This is a genomic window from Blautia sp. MSJ-9 (assembly GCF_018919065.1).
Lineage (GTDB): Bacteria > Bacillota > Clostridia > Lachnospirales > Lachnospiraceae > Blautia_A.
Genome location: NZ_JAHLQG010000049.1, coordinates 50290 through 75221 on the forward strand (window position 1 = coordinate 50290; position 24932 = coordinate 75221).

21 protein-coding genes and 1 riboswitch are annotated in these 24932 nt (G+C 41.5%); of the genes, 15 read left to right on the forward strand and 6 right to left on the reverse strand.

Translation table 11 applies throughout. The annotated features are described in order from the left end of the window. Positions 1 to 9: 9 nt before the first annotated feature. A complete protein-coding gene (locus KQI87_RS14115) occupies positions 10 to 933 on the reverse strand; it encodes an ArsR/SmtB family transcription factor (protein ID WP_216460684.1) in 924 nt (307 codons plus the stop codon). A 394-nt stretch (positions 934 to 1327) separates the two neighbouring features. On the opposite strand from KQI87_RS14115, the gene KQI87_RS14120 reads away from it, so the two are divergent. From KQI87_RS14120 to arfA, 4 genes are all read left to right on the forward strand, one after another. Next, on the forward strand, positions 1328 to 2722 hold the full coding sequence (locus KQI87_RS14120) for an ABC transporter substrate-binding protein (RefSeq protein ID WP_216460685.1): 1395 nt from the start codon (positions 1328 to 1330) through the stop codon (positions 2720 to 2722). Between the two features lie 265 nt (positions 2723 to 2987). Then, positions 2988 to 3887 (forward strand): carbohydrate ABC transporter permease, encoded by a 900-nt coding sequence (locus KQI87_RS14125; RefSeq protein ID WP_330593985.1) that lies wholly within the window; start codon positions 2988 to 2990, stop codon positions 3885 to 3887. Between the two features lies 1 nt (position 3888). Further along, complete coding sequence (locus KQI87_RS14130; RefSeq protein ID WP_216460686.1) at positions 3889 to 4764, forward strand: carbohydrate ABC transporter permease; 876 nt, start codon at positions 3889 to 3891, stop codon at positions 4762 to 4764. Between the two features lie 187 nt (positions 4765 to 4951). Continuing rightward, positions 4952 to 6475, forward strand: coding sequence for an arabinosylfuranosidase ArfA (arfA, locus tag KQI87_RS14135; RefSeq protein ID WP_216460687.1), 1524 nt, complete (start codon positions 4952 to 4954; stop codon positions 6473 to 6475). Positions 6476 to 6587: 112 nt separating this feature from the next. Here the strand turns inward: arfA and KQI87_RS14140 are convergent, their stop codons facing one another. Then, a complete protein-coding gene (locus KQI87_RS14140) occupies positions 6588 to 7415 on the reverse strand; it encodes a MurR/RpiR family transcriptional regulator (RefSeq protein ID WP_216460688.1) in 828 nt (275 codons plus the stop codon). Between the two features lie 352 nt (positions 7416 to 7767). Here KQI87_RS14140 and nagB point away from each other — a divergent pair, with 352 nt between their 5' ends. From nagB to KQI87_RS14175, 7 genes are all read left to right on the forward strand, one after another. Continuing rightward, complete coding sequence (nagB, locus tag KQI87_RS14145) at positions 7768 to 8511, forward strand: glucosamine-6-phosphate deaminase (RefSeq protein WP_173704611.1); 744 nt, start codon at positions 7768 to 7770, stop codon at positions 8509 to 8511. Between the two features lie 117 nt (positions 8512 to 8628). Continuing rightward, entirely contained in the window at positions 8629 to 9732 is a 1104-nt protein-coding gene (nagA, locus tag KQI87_RS14150; protein WP_216460689.1) for an N-acetylglucosamine-6-phosphate deacetylase, read from the forward strand. 144 nt (positions 9733 to 9876) lie between these two features. Further along, the gene (locus tag KQI87_RS14155; RefSeq protein ID WP_216460707.1) at positions 9877 to 10578 is read left to right on the forward strand and encodes an N-acetylmannosamine-6-phosphate 2-epimerase; all 702 of its coding nucleotides are present in this window, start codon (positions 9877 to 9879) and stop codon (positions 10576 to 10578) included. 450 nt (positions 10579 to 11028) lie between these two features. Next, entirely contained in the window at positions 11029 to 12942 is a 1914-nt protein-coding gene (locus KQI87_RS14160; RefSeq protein ID WP_216460690.1) for a beta-N-acetylhexosaminidase, read from the forward strand. 187 nt (positions 12943 to 13129) lie between these two features. After that, positions 13130 to 13861: a histidine phosphatase family protein gene (locus KQI87_RS14165; RefSeq protein WP_216460691.1), complete on the forward strand. Its 732-nt coding sequence runs from the start codon at positions 13130 to 13132 to the stop codon at positions 13859 to 13861. 87 nt (positions 13862 to 13948) lie between these two features. Further along, on the forward strand, positions 13949 to 14884 hold the full coding sequence (locus KQI87_RS14170; protein WP_216460708.1) for an alpha/beta hydrolase: 936 nt from the start codon (positions 13949 to 13951) through the stop codon (positions 14882 to 14884). A gap of 51 nt (positions 14885 to 14935) precedes the next feature. Continuing rightward, entirely contained in the window at positions 14936 to 16756 is a 1821-nt protein-coding gene (locus KQI87_RS14175; RefSeq protein WP_216460692.1) for a DUF6320 domain-containing protein, read from the forward strand. A gap of 297 nt (positions 16757 to 17053) precedes the next feature. Here the strand turns inward: KQI87_RS14175 and thiC are convergent, their stop codons facing one another. The 3 genes from thiC to KQI87_RS14190 all read right to left on the reverse strand — a co-directional run bounded on the left by thiC (position 17054) and on the right by KQI87_RS14190 (position 20473). Continuing rightward, entirely contained in the window at positions 17054 to 18364 is a 1311-nt protein-coding gene (gene thiC / locus KQI87_RS14180) for a phosphomethylpyrimidine synthase ThiC (RefSeq protein WP_216460693.1), read from the reverse strand. 335 nt (positions 18365 to 18699) lie between these two features. Beyond that, positions 18700 to 18808: riboswitch (TPP riboswitch) on the reverse strand. A 131-nt stretch (positions 18809 to 18939) separates the two neighbouring features. Beyond that, positions 18940 to 19950: a fibronectin type III domain-containing protein gene (locus tag KQI87_RS14185; RefSeq protein ID WP_216460694.1), complete on the reverse strand. Its 1011-nt coding sequence runs from the start codon at positions 19948 to 19950 to the stop codon at positions 18940 to 18942. Positions 19951 to 20194: 244 nt separating this feature from the next. After that, entirely contained in the window at positions 20195 to 20473 is a 279-nt protein-coding gene (locus KQI87_RS14190; protein WP_216460695.1) for a type II toxin-antitoxin system HicB family antitoxin, read from the reverse strand. Between the two features lie 169 nt (positions 20474 to 20642). Here KQI87_RS14190 and KQI87_RS14195 point away from each other — a divergent pair, with 169 nt between their 5' ends. Beyond that, positions 20643 to 21449: a DNA-3-methyladenine glycosylase family protein gene (locus tag KQI87_RS14195; protein WP_216460696.1), complete on the forward strand. Its 807-nt coding sequence runs from the start codon at positions 20643 to 20645 to the stop codon at positions 21447 to 21449. Positions 21450 to 21568: 119 nt separating this feature from the next. Continuing rightward, positions 21569 to 21865: a hypothetical protein gene (locus KQI87_RS14200; RefSeq protein WP_216460697.1), complete on the forward strand. Its 297-nt coding sequence runs from the start codon at positions 21569 to 21571 to the stop codon at positions 21863 to 21865. Here the strand turns inward: KQI87_RS14200 and KQI87_RS14205 are convergent. Continuing rightward, on the reverse strand, positions 21862 to 22500 hold the full coding sequence (locus KQI87_RS14205) for an endonuclease III domain-containing protein (protein WP_216460698.1): 639 nt from the start codon (positions 22498 to 22500) through the stop codon (positions 21862 to 21864). The genes KQI87_RS14200 and KQI87_RS14205 overlap by 4 nt on opposite strands. Positions 22501 to 22751: 251 nt before the next feature. Here KQI87_RS14205 and KQI87_RS14210 point away from each other — a divergent pair, with 251 nt between their 5' ends. Together KQI87_RS14210 and KQI87_RS14215 are read left to right on the forward strand one after the other, a co-directional pair. Continuing rightward, positions 22752 to 23423, forward strand: a complete 672-nt coding sequence (locus KQI87_RS14210; protein ID WP_216460699.1) for a Crp/Fnr family transcriptional regulator — start codon at positions 22752 to 22754, stop codon at positions 23421 to 23423. Between the two features lie 141 nt (positions 23424 to 23564). Next, on the forward strand, positions 23565 to 24725 hold the full coding sequence (locus KQI87_RS14215; RefSeq protein WP_216460700.1) for an MBL fold metallo-hydrolase: 1161 nt from the start codon (positions 23565 to 23567) through the stop codon (positions 24723 to 24725). Positions 24726 to 24932: the final 207 nt, after the last annotated feature.

Here is a 24932-nt window from a genome sequence, read left to right on the forward strand (position 1 = left end):
GCGGAGAAATCAGATGTTTTCGGGATGATATCCTATGGTAATCCGTATATGTTGGTTATAATCTCCGAAACCTGCACCAAAAAGAGTACACCCGCCGGGATGCTCAGCGCCCGGAAGAACAGAAAAGCGCAATTTCATAACGGACTGATCAGTGAGTGCAAGCTGTCTGGTGGAAACATCGGACAGCTTTTCTGCGTCCAGAAAAGTGCCTTCAGGAGTGATCGTCAGTTTTTTTAGCAAACCATACTGATTCAGAAAAGAAAACCACCAGGAAGGATTGTATTTCCCTCTGCGGTTTCCGTAATCTCCAGGACTGATCCAGGTGCCAAGGATCACACCGTTCAGGGAAAAGGTAATGTCCGAAGGCCATACATCACAGAATCGGGGTGCTTCGGAACTGATCTCAAAGGAAACTGTCAGTTCTTCGATCACGCTGTGCTCAGGGATGAAATTGGGCAGTATATACTCCAGATATCCGGTGGTGAACCAGACGATCCTTGCCTGGCGGCTGACGGGGTGTATAAAATACCGTGGCTGATCCAACTGTCCTACAAAAGAAGTAGAAGTTGCCATACCACAGGTGGGAGTTACTGAGAAATCAGAAAAATGTCCCACACCAATTTCTGCACTGTAAATCTGCAGATCAGGACCGGAAAGCGCCATATTTACCAGAAGCTGATCCCAGTCTTTTATAAAATAGCAGCGTTTCTGTGTTCCGTGCGTGAGAGATTCATCCCTGAATTCTATCAGCCCGGCTTCGGCCAGAAGATTAAGGTGAGGGGACAGGGTTGTAACGGGAATCTTCAGGCTTTGTGCAATCTGCTTAATGTTCAGCCCTTCTTTTTGCTGGATCAGACGCAGGATCTGTACACGGACAGGGGAACCGAGAGCTTTGAAGATGGAAAGACCATCGGAAACAGAACAGGATTTCATGTAAAAAACCTCCTTTTAGCTGTATTTACGGTATATAATGCTAAATAAGTAATTTTAGAAAAATACGTTTTGATTAGTTATTTTACCATAAAATTAGTTAAAAAAACATAGGGAAATAGCAAAAAAATAGATAGATTGACGAATAAATAACAGGCATTTATTTTAGATAAAACTAAAATAATAAAAATAAATCAAAAATATATTGACATTTACAGGAATAAATTATATAATATCAACATAAACCGGAGCTGAAAATAAAAAAGTTGTGCAAAATGACCATAATAAAAGATGGACTATATATTTTAAAAAAATACGAAATAATTATGGGGTTTGTACAATGGCATCATTGAAACCGGAAGAGCGCAAAGAAATGCAAAAAAAGGAGGATCTTTTTATGAAGAGAAGAAAATTGTTCGCGTTATTTATGACTGCGGCTATGGCAGTGTCCAGTATGGGCATGGCAGTGAATGTCTTTGCAGAAGAAGACACAACAGAGGAAGCTGCTGAGAGCGAAGAACCGGCTGAAGGAGAGCCTACAGCAGTAACAACCGTAGGTCCTGATGATGGAACAAAGTATGAGATGTGGTCATTTGTAGACCTGCATAACGAATTTTACGGAAAAATGGTAGAGAAATGGAATGAAGAGAATCCGGACAAACAGATCCAGATTACATTCAGTACATATCCATACTCTGATATGCATAACAAATTAATGATGTCCTTACAGGCAGGATCCGGTGCTCCTGACCTCTGCGATATCGAGATCGGACAGTTTCCGAACTATTCCGGCGATGACAGCCCTCTGTATTCCATGAATGATGCACTTGCTCCATATGAAGACACAATGGTACAGTCCAGACTTGATGTTTATTCCAAAGCTGACGGAACAAGACTTGGTGTTCCTTTCCATGTAGGTGCAACTGTTATGTACTGGAACGCGGATCTTCTTGAATCTTACGGATTAGATTACAAATCTGTAAAGACATGGGATGATTATACCAAACTTGGTGAAGAGTTAAAAGAAGCTTCCAACGGTGAAGTGTACTTAACTTCTGTTGATACAGGCGGTGTTGACTGGATGTGGCTTGCAATGGCTGAGAACGGTGAAGATTGGACAGGCGGTCCGGACGGAACTGTAAACGTACAGCTTGATTCTGTAAAAGAAATGCTCACAATGCAGCAGAACTGGTTAAACGATGGAATCGCAATGGTATCCACAGACGGACATGTTGACCTTGAAGCTGGTTTCTCTAACATCATGGATGGCAAGATTGCTTCCTTCCCGAAAGCTATGTGGTACATGAGCCGTTTCAAAGATTACATGCCGGAGATGGAAGGCAAATATGACATCACAACATGCCCTGTATTTGAAGAAGGACAGAAATGCTCCGTTGGTATCGGTGGTACAGGTACTGTTGTAACCAATCAGTGTGAGAATCCTGAACTTGCAGCTGAATGGCTTGCATGGGCTAAATGCTCTGAAGAAGGTGAAAACCTGATCTGGAACGAACTTGGATTTGATGTCTGCAACACAGCATTATGGTCTGACGAAGCGTTTGCTTATGATGAGTCCAATACATATAATACATTCTTCCGTGTAAAACCATACGAAGTGCTGAATGAACTTGCTGAAAATGATGCGATCGGAACTATTTACACAACAAAGAACTCTCCGACATTGAACGATTACATGTGTACAACAACTCTGAACAATGTATTAGAGGATGGCATGGATGTAGAAGAAGCGCTTCAGGATGCACAGGATTATCTTGATTTCGAGTGTGAATAATAAAATGATAATGGTTCACTGATCAAGTGAATAAAGAACGGTTACTGCAGTGACCGAAATGATATGGGAGGCCAGGGAACCGCATTCCCTGACCTCCTTTACTGCTATCCTGGTGAGAAATGAGATTTTCACAGGATGTGGAGTCTGATTTCTTTTCAGGATAACAGTAATAAGAAAAAAGAAATTAACTGTAACTGTCCAGTAAATCATGATTCTGTGAGATACTGAAAAGTTACCTCTATTTTTAGAAGAGGAGGAATTCATTGTGAATAAAGTGAAAAAGATGCTCTATTCTCAGAAGGTGGCACCCTACGTATTCGTACTTCCGTTTGTTATCAGCCTTCTGGTATTCTGGTTATATCCGCTCATCAGTGGTATTGTAATGAGTTTTCAGGATATTTCATTTGGCGGTTCTCAGTGGGTTGGTCTGAAGCATTACCAGAAACTGGCTTCCGATAAGTTCTTCAAGACGGCTGTATTTAACAGTGTGGAATACATGCTTCTGACACTGCTCCTGCTGATTCCAATCCCAATGATGCTTGCAGTACTGATGGAAAGCCGTCTTACCAAAGCCAAAGGCGTATGGAAAGTGATCATGTACATTCCGGCACTTACATCTGTAGTTATTTCCGGTATGTTATTCCGACTGATGTTCTCAGAAGGTGATAACGGACAGATGAACCAGTTAATGCATTTGCTTGGAAATGCAAGTATTCCATGGCTGAAAGCAAAGACTACCGGATGGATAGCTCTGTTATTACTCTGTATGTGGAGATGGACAGGTGTTAACATGCTGTATTTTATTTCCGGTTTAAAGAGTATTGATACATCTCTTTATGAATCAGCAGACATCGACGGTGCCAACGCAAAACAGAAATTCTGGTATGTGACACTGCCGCTTCTGAAACCGACAACCATCTATGTTATTACAATTTCCGTATATGCCGGTCTGTCCATGTTCCTTGAGAGTTTTATGCTGTGGAACGGTAACTCATCACCGAAGAACATTGGTCTTACTATCGTAGGATATCTGTATAAACGTGGTATTGAGAAAAATGATATGGGTTATGCGTGTGCCGTAGGTATGGTGCTTCTGGTCATTGCCCTGGCTATCAATGTTGTCCAGCTTGTGGCAACAGGAACATTCAAGAAGGAGGAAAAGTGATATGGCAAAAACAGCAGCTCAGCCAAAGACAATGGAATCAAATCATAAAGTTGCGTCTGTATTATCCACAGGGCTTTTCGCTATCCTCTGTGTGCTGATCGCATTCCCGCTTCTTGCAGGTTTCTTCGCTTCCTTCCAGGAAGGCCGTGAAGTGGTTATGAAAGGTATGTCCCTGAATCTTGATTTTTCCAAGATGCATCTGGATAACTACAAATACCTGTTTTCCGGAAATGAGGATTCCCGAAAATATTTTATGTGGTATAAAAACAGTCTGATCCTGACACTGATCACAGTAGTTCTGACACTGCTGGTATGCTACTTCATCGCATACGGTCTGACCATGTACAAATTTAAACTTCAGGGATTTTTATTCTTCCTGGTAATCGCAACTATGTGTGTTCCTTTTGAAATCTTGATGCTTCCTCTGTACAACGAGGTTACATCTCTTGGGATCATCAATACAAGAGCCGGTGTTATTCTCCCCGGACTATGTGGTGCGTCGACGATTTTCTTCTTTAAACAGTACATGCAGAGTCTTCCGAAAGAACTTCTGGATGCAGGAAGAATCGACGGATGCACAGAGTATGGTATCAGTGTTAAGATTATGATGCCGATAACCAAACCGGCATTTGCATCCATGGCAATCCTCTGTGCGATGGGTTCCTGGAACAACATGTTATGGCCGATGCTGGTATTCCGTGATACAAACAAATTTACACTGCAGATCGGTCTGAATACATTGCTTACACCTTATGGAAATAACTACAACCTTCTGATCGCAGGTTCCATGTTCGGTATTCTTCCAATCCTGATTATCTACCTGATCTTCCAGAGATACCTGATCGATGGTATGACATCCGGTGCTGTTAAGGGTTGATCAAAAGTTGTAAGTATTTGAATTATAACTTACTGATATGATAAAAAATGAGCTGTCCCATTGAGTTTTGAAATTAATGTTACTGTAACTGGTGATCATTTAACATTACTTATGAGGCAGCTCAAATAACATAATGGTAAACTAATTTTTCAAACCAATTACTAAGAACGGAGGTTCAAAAAACATTATGGCAAAACAGGCAAAAATGGTAGTGGACAAAGCATTCTCCATTTCCAAGATCGACAAAAGAATTTATGGTTCCTTTATTGAACATCTGGGAAGAGCTGTATACGATGGAATTTATCAGCCAGGACATCCACTTTCCAATGCTGACGGATTCCGTAAGGATGTCATTGATCTGGTAAAAGAGCTGGACGTGCCGATCGTACGTTATCCGGGCGGAAACTTTGTATCTAACTTTTACTGGGAAGACAGTGTAGGACCGGTTGAGGAAAGACCTCACAGACTGGAGCTTGCATGGAGAAGTCTGGAGAAGAACGAAGTAGGACTTCATGAATTTAAGAAATGGGCAGATGCAGCTAATTCAGAAGTAATGATGGCAGTCAATCTTGGAACAAGAGGAATCACAGATGCATGCAACCTTCTGGAATACTGCAACCATCCAGGTGGAACCAAATACAGTGATCTCCGTATCAAACACGGACAGAAAGATCCATACGGATTCAAAACCTGGTGCCTTGGAAATGAAATGGACGGCCCATGGCAGATTGGCCACAAGACTATGGATGAGTACGGAAGACTGGCAGAAGAGACAGCCAAAGCAATGAAACTCATTGATCCGTCTATTGAGTTCGTTGTATGCGGAAGTTCTAACAAAGATATGCCGACCTTCGCGCTTTGGGAAGATCATGTACTGAGTCACACTTATGATTATGTAGATTATTTATCCCTTCATACATACTACGGAAACCGTTCTGACGACAGCAACGACTTCCTTGCAAAATCCGATGACATGGATGAATTTATCCGCACCATCATCGCAACCTGCGACTATGTAAAAGCGAAAAAACGCAGCAAAAAGAACATGTACCTCAGCTTTGATGAGTGGAATGTATGGTATCATTCCAATGATGCTGACAATGATATCACAGAGAATCATCCATGGCAGGTGGCACCGCCGCTTCTTGAGGATATCTACAACTTCGAAGATGCTCTGCTGGTAGGTCTGATGCTGATCGTTCTGATCCGTCATTCTGACAGAGTAAAAGTAGCATGCCTTGCACAGCTCATCAACGTTATCGCTCCGATCATGACAGACCCGAACGGTGGCGGTTCCTGGAAACAGACTATTTTCTATCCGTTCATGCATGCATCCAAATATGGCCGTGGTGTTGCACTTCAGCCGGTAATCTCTTCCACAGAGCATGAGACAAGCGGACATGGAAGCATCACAGATATCGAGGCAGTTGCTGTTTACAATGAAGAAAAAGAAGAAGTTACTATCTTCGCAGTAAATAGAAATCTGAAAGAAGATGTTGTTCTGAATACAGACGTAAGAAGCTTCGAAGGCTACAGAGTTGCTGAGCATATCGTACTTGAAAGCGATGACCTGAAGGTAGTCAATGCATTTGGACAGGAAAACGTAAAACCAAAAACAACAGAGCAGACAACCATGGATAATGGTGAACTGACAAGTATGCTTCATAAAGCATCCTGGAATGTGATCCGTCTTGTAAAAGATAATAAATAAAAATGATCCCTCTTAAGTGGACAAGGTAAATAACCAAGATCTACTTAAGGGGGACTTTTTTATGTCTGTTTTGACAATGGATAGTGTCGGGAATATTTCTTATATATCAGAACTATTTGATCAGAAAAGGCTGAAGTGTCTGTATCGTGTATTCATGCAGTGCTTCTTTTTTACTTCTGTCAATCTGCAGATAATGCGCATAAAGTACATCCAGAACCAGCAGGATCGGGAACTGCGGGGAAATAATGTTTCCATATTCCAGATGTTCCATACTTGCAAAGATCAGAGTTTCATCGCAGAACTCCTGATAAGATTTATCCTGTCTTGCGGTCATAAGAAGGGTATAGGCACCTCTCTGGTGAGCTGCTTTCAGGGAAGAAATAATATCGTCTGTCTGTCCGCTGACACTGATCCCGATGACCAGACAGTTTTCATCCAGAATGACAGAATTTACCTTCATAATATGACTGTCTGTGACAGCTTCGATATTCAGTCCGATCCGCATAAAACGTAGCTTCATCTCCTGCGCTACGAGTCCGGAACTGCCTCTGCCGTAGACATAAACACGAGGTTTGGAAACCAGCAGATTTGTGATCCGTGCGATCTGTGCTTTGTCCAGCAGAGCGTTGGATTTATTCAGAAGTTCCTGATAAGTATTAAATTCCGATACTTCGAAATTCGGGATGTTCTCTTCGGGACCCGGAGTCAGGCTCTGTTTGTATTCATAAATAAACTCCCGGTATCCGTGAAATCCGCATTTCTGGGCGAAACGTGAAAGGGAAGCCTCCGACACATACAGAAGTCCTGAAATATTTTTGGAAGAGAAATCCTGTTCTTCTGTATTGTGGATAAAGAAATCAGCGATCGTTCTCTCCAGAGGAGTAAATGTATGATAATAAGATTCAATCAAAGGGATGATCTTATGCTTATTTAATGACATGCGGAATCAGTCCTTTCTGTAGTATGCAAATATTGCTGTTTATTTGTTACTGGACCCGGAGGGGACAGTAACGTTTGTCTCGTTTTCGGCGATAAAAATAATCCTGAAATTACTATATCATCACATAATTTTTTTCTCAAGGAGAAATGTAAATATTTTCAAAAAAAACAATAGTAAAGAAAGTAATTTCAATCCTGTTGGTAAAACAAATCCGTTGAAGAGAATAAAATGATAAAAATTGAAAGAAGATTCTAAAGATAACACTTTCGTTGAAAATAGAACCAGAGCGAATTATAATGAATCCATAACAAATCGGAAGTGTCAGATGACACGCAGAAGAAGGAGAAAAACTATGATCATTTATGTAGGCAAAGACTATCAGGACGTAAGCAGAAAAGCAGCAAATATCATGTCTGCCCAGATTATTATGAAACCAAACGCAGTTCTCGGACTGGCAACAGGATCCACACCGGTTGGATTGTATAAACAGCTCATCGAATGGTACAACAAAGGTGACCTTGATTTCTCTCAGATCACATCTGTAAACCTGGATGAGTATAAAGGACTCTCCGGTGATAACGATCAGAGTTACCGTTATTTCATGAACACAAACCTGTTTGATCATGTAAACATTGATAAAACCAGAACTTATGTACCAAACGGACTGGAAGAAGACAGCGACAAAGCATGTGCCGATTACAATGAGATCATCCGCAGCGTAGGCGGAATCGATATCCAGCTTCTGGGAATCGGTGGAAACGGACATATCGGATTCAACGAGCCTGGCGAAGCTTTTGAGAAAGAAACTCACTGTGTAGATCTTACAGAAAGCACGATCAAGGCAAATGCAAGATTCTTCGAGAGTATGGATGAAGTGCCGAAACAGGCATATACCATGGGAATCAAGAATATCATGGCGGCTAAGAAAATCCTTCTTGTAGCAACAGGAAGTGCCAAAGCAGATGCACTGTACAAATCCCTGTACGGACCGATCACACCAAATGTACCGGCATCTATTCTTCAGCTTCATCAGGATGTAACTGTAGTAGCAGATGAAGATGCTTTAAGTCTTATTAAAGAAAAAGGACTTTTGTAACTTTTACTCCTGTGAGATAATGAGAATATATGGCTGCACCGGGCAGATCACTGTTTCTGAAATAAACAGTAAACTGCCTTGACAGCAGGAATTCAGGGAGAAAAGAGGAAAAATCAGATGATTATAAAGAATGGAAAAGTTTTTCAGGAAGACGGAAGCTATAAAATAACAGACTTGTATATAGAAAACGGCAGGATCGTGGCTTCTGAAGAAGAAGTGACAGATAAAACAGAACTGAACGCAGCAGGAATGAAGGTTTTACCTGGTCTGGTAGATATCCACAGTCATGGAGCAGTCCGCCATGATTTTTCAGACGCAGATGTTGAAGGATTAAGAACAATCCTTCAGTATGAAAAGTCTCAGGGAATCACATCCTACTGTCCGACATCCATGACACTTCCGAAAGAAGAACTGCTTAAGATTTTCCAGACAGCAAAGGATGTAAAGCAGGATGAAACCTGTGCCCGTATTGTAGGTATCAATATGGAAGGACCTTTTCTTGATCCTGCAAAAAAGGGAGCACATGTAGAAGGCTACATCCGTAAACCGGACGTTGAATTTTTCAGAGCATGTAATGAAGCGGCAGGTGGACTGATCAAACTAGTAACTCTTGCACCAAACATGGAAGGTTCCAGGGAATTTATCAGAGAATTACATAACGAAGTGGTTATTTCTATCGGACATACAGCAGCAGATTATGACTGTGCGGCAGAAGCAATGAAAGAGGGAGCGCTTCATGTGACTCATCTTTATAATGCCATGAACCCGATGGGGCACAGAGAACCTGGTGTGATCGGTGCAGCAGCAGATGATCAGGACTGTATGGTAGAAATGATCGGAGACGGGATTCATATCCATCCGGTAACAGTGCGCAATACTTTCCGTTTATTTGGAGACAGCAGAGTCATTCTTATCAGTGATTCCATGATGGCAACCGGTATGGAGAACGGACTGTATGAACTGGGTGGACAGGAAGTAACGATGAAAGACAGAAAAGCAACTCTGGCGGATGGTACGATCGCCGGTTCAGCAACCTGCCTTTTTGACTGCATGAAGTGTGTTATTTCTATGGGCGTTCCGGAAAGAGAAGCCATTCTGGCAGCAACGGCAAACCCTGCAAGAAGTATCGGGATTTATGATAAAGTTGGTTCCCTTACCCCTGGAAAAAGAGCAGATATTGTGCTGACAGATGAAGAACTGAATATTGTAAAAGTATTATAGAAACAGAACTAAAAATAATAATAATTTTTAAATATTAATCACCATGAAAATAATTTTCTTTATGCTATAATGAGCTCATAAATGAAAGCAGTATCAGAAGTGTATGAAACTGATCATAGCTATGTAAAGAAAAGGGGAAAGAATATGACCAAAAAAGAAATTCTGGATGCGATTCATGGACAGATGATCATTTCCTGTCAGGCAGTAGAAGGTGAACCATTATATGTAGAAGAGAAATCCATTATGTATTTAATGGCCCGTGCTGCAAAACAGGCAGGTACACCTGCGATCCGTACCAGCAGCATCCGTGATGTTATTGCGATCAAAGAAGAGACAGGACTTCCTGTTATCGGTCTGGTGAAGATTCAGTATCCTGGATATGAAGGATATATTACACCTACCATGAAAGAAGTTGACGATCTGGTAGCAGCAGGTTCTGATGTTGTGGCGCTGGACTGTACACTTCGTAAACGTGGGGATGGAACAACTGTTAATGAATTTATCGCCCAGATCAAAGAGAAATATCCGGACATTATCCTGATGGCTGATATTTCTAATTATGAAGAAGGTATCAATGCATGGAAATGCGGCGTAGATATCGTTGGAACAACCATGAGTGGATATACGGATTACACATCCAAAAAGGATGAACCAGATTATGAACTGATGGAGAGGCTTGCAAAAGATACAGACATTCCGGTTATCGGAGAAGGCAAGATCCATTATCCGGATCAAGCTGTAAAAGCACTTCAGACAGGTGTATGGGCAATTGTAGTGGGCGGAGCGATCACACGTCCGCTGGAGATCGCACAGAGATTCCAGAAGGCAATTGAAGCAAGTAAATAAAACGGGAACCAAAAAAGGGATGTGTCAGATGAACATCCCTTTTTTTACCAGATAAACGGTGAAGTTGTTTGGTTATGAGCAGGCAGCGAAGTGTATGCTTTTACCTGCCTGCCGAAATTATAACAGTTTATTTGTGATAGCCTGTGCTGTTGCAGAACGTGCTGCGGATCTGCTCTCAGGCTTCTGGCAGCAGAATCCATAAAACAGACAGTCAATGATAAATAACTGACCGACTTTTGCAGCAACTGACCCGGATTGCAGAGGACTTTCATTGCATCCGCACTGTACCCGAAACAGTAAACCCTGCGGGCTTTGGAAAGAATAGAAACTGCTCTGGTCATACTTTCTTCGTCAAAGAGTTCATAACTCTCATTAAGAGAAAGGATGGATGATTTTATCAGCTTGATATTGAAGGTCGAAATGGAATGGGTAAAGTAAAAGGAGAAGAAGATGGGTGTGAATTTTATATTGCAGGGGGCAGAAGAGGATATCAGCAGGATTGAGAAGGGAACAAAAATTCTGCAGGAAGAATGGAATGTCGAAAGTCAGAAAAAAGGGACTGTTTTTTCTGATATTAAGGTAAATGTGAGTTTCCATGAAGGGATGGAACTTGAAATAAAACAGGTGAATGAAGATGTGGAAATTTGCTGCCATGAACCGGCGCATTTTTTCAGAGCATTGAATTGGGTGCAGAAACATCTGAAAGATACAGAAGGCAAATCTGAGAAAAGGGAAACTGCATATTTCACAGGAAACGGTCTGATGCTGGACTGTTCCCGCAACGCAGTATTTACGGTAGAGAAAGTAAAAGAAATGATCCGTACACTGGCAAAAATGGGTCTGAACCGACTGCTTCTTTACACAGAAGACACTTACGAGGTAGCGGATCTGCCATATTTCGGAGCTTACAGAGGAAGATATACAAAAGAAGAAATACAGGAAATGGATACATATGCGCAGATATTCGGGATTGAACTGATTCCGTGCATTCAGACTCTTGCGCATCTCCACAATGTGTTGAAATGGCCGTCAGCGGAAGAAATTGTGGACACACCGGATATTTTGCAGGTGGGAAAAGAAGAGAGTTATGTTTTTATTGAGAAGCTTCTGACCGCAGTAAAGGACAGCTTCCATACAAGACGTGTGCATCTGGGAATGGATGAAGCTGTCCAGCTTGGCCTGGGAAATTATCTGAAAGAAAATGGCTACAGAAACAGTTCAGAACTGATCAAAGAACATTGTACCCGTGTACTGGAAATCTGTAAGAAACTGGGACTGGAGCCTATGATCTGGAGTGATATGTACATCACTTCCAATACAGGAAAAAGCTACTATGAAGTACCGGAAGATGCCGATTGCAGTGATTGGAAGAAGCCTGATCCGGAGCTTGGACTGGTGTACTGGGATTATTATAACAAAGATGAGAGTGTTTACGAAAAAATGCTGAAAGTACATAAACAGCTTTCTGATAAGATTGTATTTGCAGGTGGATGCTGGATCTGGAACGGAATCGCACCAAACTATTCCAGAAGTTTTACCTGTACAAAATCAGCACTTTCTGCATGTAAAAAATATAAGGTACCGGAAGTGTTCTGCACAGCATGGCTGGACAATGGGGCGGAGACGCCAGTAGATGCGATCCTGCCGGGAGCAGCATTATTTGCATATCTGGGATTTCATCAGGAATTTGACGAAGCAACGCTGGAAGAAGAGTTCAGAGATGCTGTGGAAAGTAGTCTAAAAGAGTTCCTGAAACTTGATAAATTTGACAGACTGTTCCTTGGTGATCAGGTGAATATGGCGTCTGAAAATCCTTCTAAATATCTGCTATATCAGGATGCAATGCTTGGAATTTTTGATTATCATTTGAAGAATGCGGGAGCTTCTGAGTATTATAAAATGTTGGCAGAAGGACTGAAAAATAGTGCAGAGATCTGTAAAAATCACACAGGATTTTTTGAATATTATCATTGTCTGGCAGAAATTCTGTCACAGAAATCGGAACTTGGTGTGCAGATAAAAGTGGCATATGATGCACAAGATTTATCCACATTGAGACAGCTTTGTGAGGAAATCATTCCACATCTTACAGAGAAATTGTGGAAATTAAAAGAACTCAGAGAAGATTTGTGGATGACAGATGCAAAGCCGTTCGGATACGAGCTGATCGATCTAAGAATGGGTGGTGTGATCACCCGTCTGGAAAGCAGCAGACGCAGACTTTTGAAGTATGTGGAAGGCAGAATCGACAAACTGGAAGAACTGGAAACTGAGAGAATCCCGTACTTTGCAGAAGGAAAACCGGCGATTGAAAATCACTGGCAGAGAGCTGTCAGTGGGGCAGATTTTACGGATACGATCTGACCGAATCAACTGCAGGGCGGTTGATCAGTAATACATGAACAGCTTTTTTGACAAATATCAACTTGACACGTACGAGGGGATGTGTAAGACTCTTATTATAATGAACAGTGATAGCATGACAATTCAGTAAAGAGTATCACTGTACTGTAATAAGAGTCTTATTTTATACAGAAAGGAAACAATACAAATGAGATTATTGATCGTACGACATGGAGACCCGGATTATTCTATTGATTCGCTTACTGAGAAAGGATGGAAGGAAGTAGAATATCTGTCGGAAAGACTGTCAAAACTTGATGTCAAAGACTTCTATGTCTCTCCTCTTGGAAGAGCAAAGGATACGGCATCTCTTACATTAAAGAAAATGAACCGTACAGCAATAGAGTGTGACTGGCTTCAGGAATTTGATGTTCTGATCGATCGTCCGGACGTTACTGACAGACAGAAAAGAGTATGGGACTGGCTTCCCCAGGACTGGACACAGGACGAACGTTTCTATCAGTACGATCACTGGTATGAAAATGAAAGATTACAGAAATCAGATGCAAAGGGTTATTATGACTATGTAACAGGGAAATTTGACGAGCTTCTGGCAGAGCATGGATATGTGCGTGAAGGACATTATTACAGAGTAGAGAAACCAAATGAAGATACATTGGTATTCTTTTGCCATTTTGGTCTGGAATGTGTGCTTCTTGCACATCTGATCGGTGCTTCTCCGATGGTGCTGTGGCACGGTTTTTGTGCTGCACCAAGTTCTGTGACAACTGTCAATACAGAGGAGAGAAGAGAAGGAATTGCAAGTTTCCGTATCAGTGCATTTGGTGATATTTCTCATTTATATGTGCATGAGGAGCCGCCTGCATTTGCAGCGAGATTCTGTGAGATGTACAGTAATAAAGACGAACGTCATGACTGATCAGGAGCGATCAATTAACAGAAGGCGGATGATTTTGTCCGATGACTAAAATCTGAAAGGAAATAAGAGATATTGATATCAAAGACAATGAAAACAATTCTGCATGCACTGTCCTACGGAAATATTGAAGTGGAATCGTCCAGAAAACTGGCAGATCTGAAACAACTGGATGCGATGAGGATTTTTTTGAAGAAACTTGATGCAAAGGTTTATAACGGAGATTATGAGGTTCCGATAAGAGTGTATTTTCCTACAGAAGAAGCTATGCAGGCAGGAGTTGTAGAAGGCAATACATTTCCGATACTGCTGTTTTTTCACGGCGGCGGCTGGGTAACCGAGAGTGTGGAGAATTATGATCGTGTATGCTCCAGAATGGCACAGGCGACTGCACATATCGTGGTTTCTGTGGAGTACAGACTGGCACCAGAGCATACATTTCCGATACCGCTGGAGGACTGCTATGCTGCCGCAAAAGCTCTCTATACAAATCAGTTGTTTCTGAATACAGATCCGGAGAAAATTACGATCATTGGAGACAGTGCAGGGGGAAATCTGACAGCAGCAGTGTGTCTGATGGCAAGAGACAGAGGGGAATTCACACCTCGCCGTCAGATTTTGATCTATCCGGCACTTGGAAACTGTTATACAGAAGAATCTCCGTACAGATCTGTGCAGGAGAATGGCAGCGATTATCTCCTTACGGCAGTAAAAATGGAAGATTATCTCACGCTGTATCAGAGCTCGGAAGAGGATAGACAGAATCCATACTTTGCGCCGATTCTGGAGAAGAATCTTAAAAATCTGCCGGAAACATTGGTTCTTACAGCAGAATATGATCCTTTGCGTGATGAAGGAGAAGCATATGCAGGAAAGTTACAGGCAGCAGGAAATATGGTAGAACTTCACAGAATCCGGGGAGCATTTCACGGTTTCTTTGCCTTGGGAATTAAGTTTCTGCATGTGCAGGAGAGTTTTAAATATATTAACGAGTTTCTGAACAAAAGCTACGAACAGATACTATAATTCATAAATAATCTGTAAGATGTGCGAGATGAAAAAGAAAGCAGGAAAACTATGGATACAGGATACTCAAAATGGAGAAAACTGGATAATGCAGCTCTGGCATTTCCACTGGTAACAGGAAAGAATGACACCAGGGTGTTTCGCTTCTACTGTCAGATAAAGGAGAATGTCAGTGGTGAGATCCTTCAGACTGCACTGGATCAGACGATGGAGAAATATCCGTTGTTTCAGGCAGTCCTGCGAAAGGGATTGTTCTGGTTCTATCTGGAGCACAGAGATATCAGAGCAGTTGTAAAACAGGAGACAGAACCTCCGTGCAGCCGTCTGTATATTCCAGATAAGAAATCCCTTTTATTTCAGGTAAGCTATGACAAAAACAGGATTAATTTTGAAGTATATCATGCTCTGACAGATGGTACAGGAGCAATGCATTTTCTGCAGGAACTGGTGCAGAACTATCTGATTCTTGCGCATCCGCAGGCAAATCTGCCGAGGATAGAGAGCGAGGAGGAAATTACACACGGAGATAAGGAAGAGGACAGTTTTTCCCAGTATTATTCCTCAGATACGCCGAAGGATACGGGGAAGAAACCGGCTGCAGTCAAGTTGAAAGGGGAGAAACTGATGCATTCGGATATGCATATTACAGAGCTTGCCCTTTCTGTAAGAGATATCCATCAGAGAGCACGTTCCTATGGTGTTTCCATTACAGTTTTGCTGACTGCGATGATGTTGTGCTCTATCCGTGAAGAGATCGAGAAGAATCAGCAGAAGCGACCGATAGCTTTGATGATTCCGGTAAATCTTAGAAATTATTTTCCGTCTCAGTCAATGATGAATTTCTTCGGATGGATTGAGGTCGGGTATACATTTTCGGATACAACAACGTTTGAAGATGTATTGATGGATGTAAAGAGACAGTTCCAGGAGGAACTGGTAAAAGAAAAGATTGCTATGCATATGAGCGGATATGTGCGCATTGAGAAAAATCCTTTTGTTCGTGCGGTTCCTCTGGAAATTAAGAAATATTTTCTTATGATCGGGGCAAATCTGGGGAGTCGGAGTATTACAGCGGTCTATTCTAATATCGGAATTATCCGTTTCCCGGAGGAGTATAAAGAATATATTCAGCATTTTGGAATCTTCGCCAGCACAAATTCTCTGCAGATGTGCTCTTGTTCTTACGGAGATGAGATGGTACTTGGCTTTACTTCCAAGATACCGGATGACAGTATTCAGAGAAACTTTCAGAGGATGCTCAGTGAGGAAGAAGTTTCTCACAGAGAATTAAAAAATGAATTTCCGGCATACGGAGAGAAGCAAAAACTGGTGAAAAAAGAAAACCAGAGAGTCGTGCAGACATTCAGTTTTTTGTGCCTGGCAGTTGCTGTCATCTGTGGAATGATCAATTTCATGACTGCAGGAACATTAAACTGGTTCTGGTTTGCAGGTGCGGGATGTGCCTGTGCATGGCTGGTGGTTATGGTGGCGTATTTCAAACGGAGGAATATTCTGAAGAATGAAATGTGGCAGTTATTGATCATATCGGTGATCGCGATTCTGTGGGATCACTTTATCGGTTGGATGGGATGGTCTGTAGATTTTGTACTCCCATTTGGAGCTCTGGCAGTGCAGTTTTCCATTCCGGTGATCGCAAAGGTGAACCGTCTGGAGAGGGAAGAATATCTGTTTTATCTTGTACAGGCAGGAATCGCGGGGGTGATCCCTATGATACTTGTCTGGACGGGAATTGTGAAATTTGTTTATCCGTCAGTAGTATGTGCGGGTATCAGTTTCCTGACACTGGCAGCATTATTTATCTTTTGCCAGAAGGATACGCTGAGGGAATTTCATAAGAAATTGAGAATGTAACATTGCAGATATAATAAAAATTTGAAAATAAAAATCCACAGTTTAATCAAATTAAGCAAGCAGCGAAGCAGATGATCTTATCCGCCTGGAGCTTTGAAATAAGATGTTAAACTGTGGATTTTTTTGTGCTCTTAAAGAGATAAAAACTATGGCAAAATTATCTTTATAAAAGCAATAAACCAGATGAAATATGTATGATAGCAGATGTAATATTCAGTATTGTTTCATATATTTTCATCAGATAATATAATTCCTGATGATTTACAATGTAAACAATAATCAGAACTATTCATCGTATTATTCATCAAAAATAGTAACAATCTCACCATCCAGAATACGGTTTGTATTCTTAACAGCGCAGAAATTACCGCACATACTGCAGGTATCTTCTTTTTCAGGTTTTGCTTCTGCACGGTAGCGTCTTGCCTTTTCCGGATCCATGCTGAGTTTGAACATTTCTTCCCAGTCAAGACGTTTTCTCGCTTCACTCATCTTATAATCCCAGTCAGCAGCGCCAGGAATTCCCTTGGCAATATCAGCAGCATGAGCAGCAATTTTTGCAGCTATAATTCCCTCTTTTACATCAGCAGCATTCGGCAGGCGAAGATGTTCGGCAGGTGTTACATAGCACAGAAAAGCAGCACCGGAATAGGCAGCAATTGCACCTCCAATTGCGGAAGTGATGTGGTCATATCCTGGAGCAACATCCGTTACAAGAGGTCCAAGTACATAGAAAGGAGCACCATGACACAGTGTTTTCTGAATTTCCATATTAGCAGCGATCTGATTCATCGGCATATGTCCAGGACCTTCGATCATAACCTGAACATCTTTTTCCCATGCGCGTTTAGTGAGCTCGCCCAGAGTGATCAGTTCTTCAATCTGTGCAGTATCTGTAGCGTCTGCCAGGCATCCCGGACGGCATGCATCACCCAGACTTAAAGTAATATCATACTCTCTGCAAATGTCCAGAATTTCATCAAAATGCTCATAGAACGGGTTCTCCTGTCCGGTCATTTCCATCCATGCAAACATGATAGAACCACCTCTGGAAACAATGTTCATGAGACGCTTATTTTGTTTAAAACGTGCTGCAGTTGCACGGTTCATACCGCAGTGAATAGTCATAAAATCAACACCATCTTCTGCATGCATACGTACAATATCAATCCATTCTTCAGAAGTGATTTTGCCAAGTGCTTTGTGATAATAGACTACTGCATCATAGATTGGAACTGTACCGATCATCGCAGGACATTCGGAAGTAAGCTTGCGGCGGAAACTTCTGGTATCGCCGTAGGAACTGAGATCCATGATCGCTTCTGCACCCATTTCCACTGCAGAATGTACCTTTTCATATTCCATATCAACGTCTTTCCAGTCTCTGGAAACACCTAAATTTACATTGATTTTTGTTGTCAGTTTTGCACCGACTCCACTTGGACTGATGCATTTATGATTCTTATTACAGGGAATGATAACCTGTCCTTTTGCGATCAGTTCTCTTAATTCATCCACATCAAAATGCTCTTTTTCTGCTACGATCTCCATCTGTGGTGTAATGATTCCGTGACGCGCTGCGTCCATCTGTGTTGTGTAATGTGTCATTTTTTCCTCCTTGCCCTGCACTGTGGGCTGCTGTTGCTGTACACATTTAGCCATTACAAAATGCTGGTACAGTAACGCGAAATGAACTGCGCCTCCTGCATATAGCAGGGACTTGCACCTGCGCATATTCGTAAGTTCTTAAGTAAACTACTGGATTAACAGAGAGTGGTGCCCCCGGTCTGTATGATTAAGAAAGGGGAGCCCGGATCAGAGAAGGATTGATGAGATCAGAGAGGGTTAAACTCCTCGATCCAGTAAGAAATATATACGATATCTTCTGGAAATTTTCGAATAAAAAAGGAAAAACTGCAATACGCCAACAAGCATATTGCAGTCCGGAAGAACTATAACTTTCCCTACGTTGGCATTATCCAAATCAGGTTATGGGTTAAAGCAATACAGCTTACTCTCAGCCTGTTTACACAAGCTCCCCTTGTCTTAATTGTCCACATTGTAACACTCTGATGTGAGAAAGTCAATATGTAAATCAGTTTTTGAATTGATGTAGCAATAGTATTTACTGTGCATGGAGTGAACAGTAATTCAATAGTTATTAGTGAAAAAAAACTGTCATTTTAACGCCCTGTGAGGGACATTGTATAGGCATTTGATGCAGAGGTCCAGGTTTTTCCATTGGCTTTTTTGTTTGCGATAACTTTGATTCCGTACTTGACGTTTTTGGTCATGTTGGTAAGGGTAAATGAGGTAGCTGTTGTTGTTCTTACTTTCTTGTAGGAACTGGAGTTTGGATATTTCACGTAAACGGAGTAGTTGTTTGCACCTGCGACTTTGTTCCATTTTACGCTCATAGTACTGCTGGTATTTCCGGCTTTTTTTAGAACGATGCCCATGGAAATATATCGGGTAGTCGGGGTTGTGGTTACGTAGCGTTTGTTATTCAGGAGAAGATAAGGATAAATCTTTACCTGATAAAAGGTGTTTTTGTTTAACGGTAGGGTAAAGGATGGTCTGGTATAGTATTTGGTGATAAGTTTGTGGGCGGCAGAACTCTGATATATAACTTTATAACCTGAGATAGAGTTTGCCGGGTTTACAGTGTTCATGTTAAAGGTATAACCGCCTGTGGATGCGTAAGAGGTTTTGACAGTTACGCTGGAGTAAAGGGTTGTGCATCCGGCTATGCGTGATGAAATCGCTGTTCCGGATGAGGTTAAAGCTGTGATCCTTACTTTGTAGGCTGTGCCGGCTTTTAACTTATTGATCTTTGCTTTATTGCGGCTGTTGTCAAAGTAGCCGAGCAGTTTGTAGGAACCGGAGCTGAAAGGGCTGATGCTGATCGCAAATTTCGCAGCATTTGTGACCGGATTCCACTGGACAGTTACAGAATTCTCAGAAGCGGCAATCTGTTTGATACCTGAATCAGAGGTAAGGTAAGAAACACCAGCAGCCTGGGCATTGGAATCATCGACAGAAGGAATATCCGTTTGCTCCGGAGATAATTCAGCAGACTGTTCGACAGGCATAAGCTGAGCAGTTGCTGCAAAAGCTGTAGCTGCGGTTGAAAACGTAAGAACTGCACTGAGAGCGATGCTTACAAAAAACTTTTTAAAACTTCTTGCTTTCATAGTAAAAACCTCCTTTTGAAGCTGCAAAACAAAGGCTGAGATTGTTTTGCAGATAGTACGCCGAAGCGTGTCTGAACAGTTTTAAATATAATAAAAAAGCTTCGTTGATGTTGCTGTTATTGTAACATAGCGAAGCTTTTTTTCTGTAATCGTTATTGTTCATTCCATTCTCAGTAACGTGGCCCAAATTCATTTCAGATTGTCTGCAACAATGGAATTTTGGTTTGTATGTTTTTAAGTAGTATTATTCATCCCATCCGTCATACATGCGGATATTGACCTGAATGTTTCTTACAACATCTCCTTCCTGGAGATCCAGGTCGGATTCATCAGAGATTGCCGGGAGATCCATCTCATCTTCCATTACTTCTGCATAGATCCAGTTATAAGCTGCTTCATTTGCATTATCGATCGCATCGTCGAGAGTATCGCCTTCTGCTTCGCAGCATGCGAGATCCGGGAAAAATGCTTTGTATCTGCCTTCTTCATTTTTGCGGAAAACCGCAGGATATATAAATTTCATTGGTAAGAACCCCTTTCTGGTTGTAAGTATAATGTTATTTTTTCTGTATTCTGGTTTACGTTTATACTTAGAATAGTATATAATACATTCATATATACATCAAGAATAAAAAGTGATCAGCTGCGAAGATATGCTGGTGGTTTTGCAATTTTACAGAGGGGATTACGATATGCTGACAATAGAAATGGACAATTTTGATCTGGGGCAGATCTGCAGGTCCGGACAGTGCTTCCGGATGGATCTGATCGGTGATGACCGCTACCGGGTAATCGCGGGAGATAAATATCTGGAACTGACTCAGGAGAGAGGGATTGTCAATTTCTTTTGCCCGGAACAGGACTTTATCTTCTTCTGGATCCGGTATTTTGATCTGGACTGTGATTACAGCGAATACATAAACAAGATTAATCCAAGGGATAAATACCTGACAACAGCAGGAGAGATGGGAAGTGGAATCCGCATTCTGCAGCAGGATCTGTGGGAGATGATCATTTCCTTTTTGATTTCTCAGCAGAATAATATTACAAGAATAAAGAAGTGTATTGAAAATATCAGCCGGGAATTTGGAGTAAGAAAAATAAGCAGTACAGGCGTAGAATATTATGCGTTTCCAACTGCAGAAGCACTGGCTTCAGCAACAGAAGAACAGCTTCGGGAGTGTAATCTGGGTTACAGAGCGAAATATGTGCTGGACACAGCACGAAAAGTCTGTTTCGGAGATATTTCTCTTGACAGTCTGTACGATATGACTTATAAAACTGCACGAAAGGAACTTCTGGGGCTATATGGAGTTGGTGAGAAAGTAGCTGACTGTATCTGTCTTTTCGGACTGCACCAGCTGGATGCGTTTCCTGTAGATACTCACATCCGTCAGGCACTGGATGCCCATTATAAACGAGGTTTTCCAAACAGACGTTATAAAGGCTGCCGGGGCGTGATGCAGCAGTATATTTTTTATTATGAGTTGATGAAGTAACTGTTTAGCGAGGAATTTTGTATGAGAATGTTAAAAACGATTCTCAATGGAGTCTGATTTGTTTCAGTGAAAATGTTGAACAGTTATTTGATAAAAACAGTAAAAGGAGGAATGTTATTATGGAAATCGGAGTAATGTTAGACGAATTAAGAGAAAAGGCACTGAAAGACCACAACATCTGGCAGGAACTGATGGACACCAGAAAGGCAGAACAGCCGCTTGCTGCTTTCTGTGCAAAGTGTCGGGAACTGGGATATCAGATTTATGAGATGGATCTGATAACAGCCGGAGAAGAATTCTATGCTACGATGCGAAGAAGCACCAATGGTGGTGGAGAGAACTCTCCGAAACTGGCCGGCGAAGACGATTTCTATGAACTCTTCTTCGCCAGTCTGGAGCAGAATTTGCAGGGTTAGTCTACGCCGTTTTTGGCACAGATATCATTCAGGCAACATCTGTCACAATAAGGTTTGGTACGGGCAGTACAGACATCACGTCCGTGGTTGACCAGACGGTGGCAGAGATCGTTGCCTTCTTCCGGCGGGATGATCTTCCATAAAGCCATCTCTACTTTCTTAGGTTCTTTCATATTATCTACCAGACCGATGCGGTTGGAGAGACGGATGCAGTGTGTATCTGTAACAATCGCTGGTTTGCCGAATACGTCACCCATGATCAGATTGGCGCTCTTTCTGCCGACACCCGGGAGCTTCAGCAGTGCATTGAAATCATCCGGTACGTTATCATGATACTGTTCATGCAGAATTTTCATACAGGCACTGATATCTCTTGCTTTACTTTTACCCAGACCGCATGGACGCACGATTGCCTCGATATCTGCAACATCTGCATTTGCAAGTGCTTCCACAGTAGGATATTTTGCGTAAAGATCTTGAACAACTACGTTGACTCTGGCATCTGTACACTGAGCTGCCAGGCGCACGCTTACCAGTAATTTCCATGCGTTATCATAATCCAGAGTACAGTCTGCATCCGGATATTCTTTCTTTAATCTGTCAATGACCTCGAGGGCCAGTTCCTGTTTTGTCATATATTTATTAACTCCATTTCTTGTATATTATTTTTTGTTCAAGTTGTTATTCATAATCTGTCGGCAATTGTTTCACTATTTTGATTTAATAGCAGGAAAAGCTAAGGCCGGATATTTCATGGCTTTTTCAAATTCCTTGTTTATAATAATAACATAAACAACAATCCCTTGCATTTCCTATTTTCCTATATTAAAATAAAATCAGCTGTTGTATTTACAACAAAGTAATAAAAGTATCCGAAAGGAATTCTATGATAGATACAGACTTTTTGTGCAGATCCCGTTTGTTTCGGGGATTTACAAAAGAAGAAATAAAGAGCCTGCTGGAGTGCCTGAATGCCGCTGTTAAGACATACCAAAAGGGAGAATATATTTTCCAGGTGGGAGAAGTGACGGAGCATTTCGGGATGATCCTGGAGGGAAAAGTTCAGGTTATCAATGACGATTACTGGGGCGAACGCCAGATCCTTGCAGGATTTGAGAAAGGTCAGTTATTCGGTGAAGCATATGCATGTATGGAAAAGATGCCGCTTCTGATCAGTGCCGTAGCAGTAGAAGAAACACAGGTATTAATGCTGAATGCTCACAGAGTTTTGCAGACCTGTACTTCCGCCTGTGATTTCCATCGCAGACTGGTAGAGAATCTTGTAGGAATTCTGGCAAAGAAGAATCTTACACTTACCAGAAAGATTGATCAGATTAGTAAGAAGACGATACGGGGAAAAGTCCTTGCCTATCTGTCAAGTGAGGCAGGGAAGCAGGACAGCAACGATATCATTGTCCCATTTAACAGACAGCAGCTGGCAGAATACCTCGCTGTAGACAGAAGTGCATTGTCTGCAGAATTGTCGAAGATGCAGAAAGAGGGCATTATCAGTTATAAGAAAAACCATTTTATTTTAAATAAGGATAATATGGGATAATAGAGAGGCAGTTTGAACTGTTTGTGTCTGGAGAGTAAGTGCGTCAGGCGGATATTCGTAATTCGGTTTGCTACTTGCTCATAACCAAATGAAGTATTAAATGGAAGCAAATGATTTTATCAGCACATAAGAGGGAAAAGAATGAAAGTACGAATGTATAATGTAGGTTTCGGAGACTGCTTCTGCCTCCGGGACAGAAAGAAAAGTCTGTTGGTGGATTTCGGAACCAACAACAGCAGGATAGAGGGACGTCCCAGAAGAGAAATATTTGATCTGATCATTTCAGATTTATCAACGATCAGCAGTAAGAATCTGCTCCTGACACATTTTCATATGGATCATCTGTCAGGTCTGCTTTATATGATGAAGAAGAAAGATATTTCTGTTGATTTTGGCAGGATTTATCTTCCGGATGTTTTCTCAAAGAAGGAAATGAGCAGAACATTGGTATTGTTGCTTCTGGCAGATCTGTTAAAGGAATCCGGACTTCCAAGTCGTCAGGTCAGTTTGTTTGCACTGGTGGATGCGCTTCTGGAGAACAAACAGAATGTGGAACTTCTCAGTAGAGGGAAACTTTTTGAGAATAAATATCAGGCATTGTGGCCGGATGTGGATATCATTCAGAAAGAAACAGATGAAGTATATGATCAGCTCATCAAAGATGAGAGATTCACTGAGGTGATGGTTGTTCTGCTGGAGTTTGCAGAGAAACTGCGTAAGATCGTCTGGTCTATGACAGAAGAAGGAAGAGTACAGTCTGAAGAAGAACAGGAGAAAATTTCTCTGGCATATGTGTATGACAGAGAATTTAGAAGAATTAAAGCAATTCCGGAATTTAAAGAACTGCTAAATTATCTGAATGAAAAGAAAGTAAACCTCAGACAGTTTAAACATAAGATCAGCATTATCTTCCAGAATGCCCATGACGGAGAACTGAACCTGTTATTTACCGGGGATGCCCAGCCGGAGCATATGAAGATGATCGCTGAGAACTACGACGGAAAACTGCCGTTATATGAACATTACTGGTGTATCAAAGTACCGCATCACGGAACACAGGGACATTACTTCGACTTTTCCCAGTATGAACCGGAGAATATGCTGATTTCTAATGGAATCCACTTTGCGAACAGTAAGAAAGAGTCAAAGGAACTGAGGACATCACCGCTTTATGGTGGATTGTTCTATATTCCGGATACGCATATGTATTGTTCAAACTGTGACTGCTGTGACAGCTATGAAAATGGCTGCTCCTGCAAGGAAGCAGATGTGATTTCACCGGCATATTATAAAGATATATAAAGATAAATAAGGTCTGCAACAGTATTTCAAATCTGTATTTGAATGATTTGATAAATAAAAACAGAAATCTCCTGGTACATTTTTAAAATAAACGTATCGGGAGATTTTTATTATATCATAGAAAACTACTTCATAATTGCCTATGACATAATAGACCCTCCAGGAAAGATTGTACTGCGGTGAACATAAAACAGCAGACATCTGTAT

Bases quoted from the DNA above. Each gene is read 5' to 3' on its own strand.
- KQI87_RS14115 (WP_216460684.1), bottom strand. From the start codon at position 933: ATGAAATCCTGTTCTGTTTCCGATGGTCTTTCCATCTTCAAAGCTCTC.
- KQI87_RS14120 (WP_216460685.1), top strand. From the start codon at position 1,328: ATGAAGAGAAGAAAATTGTTCGCGTTATTTATGACTGCGGCTATGGCA.
- KQI87_RS14130 (WP_216460686.1), top strand. From the start codon at position 3,889: ATGGCAAAAACAGCAGCTCAGCCAAAGACAATGGAATCAAATCATAAA.
- arfA (WP_216460687.1), top strand. From the start codon at position 4,952: ATGGCAAAACAGGCAAAAATGGTAGTGGACAAAGCATTCTCCATTTCC.
- KQI87_RS14140 (WP_216460688.1), bottom strand. From the start codon at position 7,415: ATGTCATTAAATAAGCATAAGATCATCCCTTTGATTGAATCTTATTAT.
- nagB (WP_173704611.1), top strand. From the start codon at position 7,768: ATGATCATTTATGTAGGCAAAGACTATCAGGACGTAAGCAGAAAAGCA.
- nagA (WP_216460689.1), top strand. From the start codon at position 8,629: ATGATTATAAAGAATGGAAAAGTTTTTCAGGAAGACGGAAGCTATAAA.
- KQI87_RS14155 (WP_216460707.1), top strand. From the start codon at position 9,877: ATGACCAAAAAAGAAATTCTGGATGCGATTCATGGACAGATGATCATT.
- KQI87_RS14160 (WP_216460690.1), top strand. From the start codon at position 11,029: ATGGGTGTGAATTTTATATTGCAGGGGGCAGAAGAGGATATCAGCAGG.
- KQI87_RS14165 (WP_216460691.1), top strand. From the start codon at position 13,130: ATGAGATTATTGATCGTACGACATGGAGACCCGGATTATTCTATTGAT.
- KQI87_RS14170 (WP_216460708.1), top strand. From the start codon at position 13,949: ATGAAAACAATTCTGCATGCACTGTCCTACGGAAATATTGAAGTGGAA.
- KQI87_RS14175 (WP_216460692.1), top strand. From the start codon at position 14,936: ATGGATACAGGATACTCAAAATGGAGAAAACTGGATAATGCAGCTCTG.
- thiC (WP_216460693.1), bottom strand. From the start codon at position 18,364: ATGACACATTACACAACACAGATGGACGCAGCGCGTCACGGAATCATT.
- KQI87_RS14185 (WP_216460694.1), bottom strand. From the start codon at position 19,950: ATGAAAGCAAGAAGTTTTAAAAAGTTTTTTGTAAGCATCGCTCTCAGT.
- KQI87_RS14190 (WP_216460695.1), bottom strand. From the start codon at position 20,473: ATGAAATTTATATATCCTGCGGTTTTCCGCAAAAATGAAGAAGGCAGA.
- KQI87_RS14195 (WP_216460696.1), top strand. From the start codon at position 20,643: ATGCTGACAATAGAAATGGACAATTTTGATCTGGGGCAGATCTGCAGG.
- KQI87_RS14200 (WP_216460697.1), top strand. From the start codon at position 21,569: ATGGAAATCGGAGTAATGTTAGACGAATTAAGAGAAAAGGCACTGAAA.
- KQI87_RS14205 (WP_216460698.1), bottom strand. From the start codon at position 22,500: ATGACAAAACAGGAACTGGCCCTCGAGGTCATTGACAGATTAAAGAAA.
- KQI87_RS14210 (WP_216460699.1), top strand. From the start codon at position 22,752: ATGATAGATACAGACTTTTTGTGCAGATCCCGTTTGTTTCGGGGATTT.
- KQI87_RS14215 (WP_216460700.1), top strand. From the start codon at position 23,565: ATGAAAGTACGAATGTATAATGTAGGTTTCGGAGACTGCTTCTGCCTC.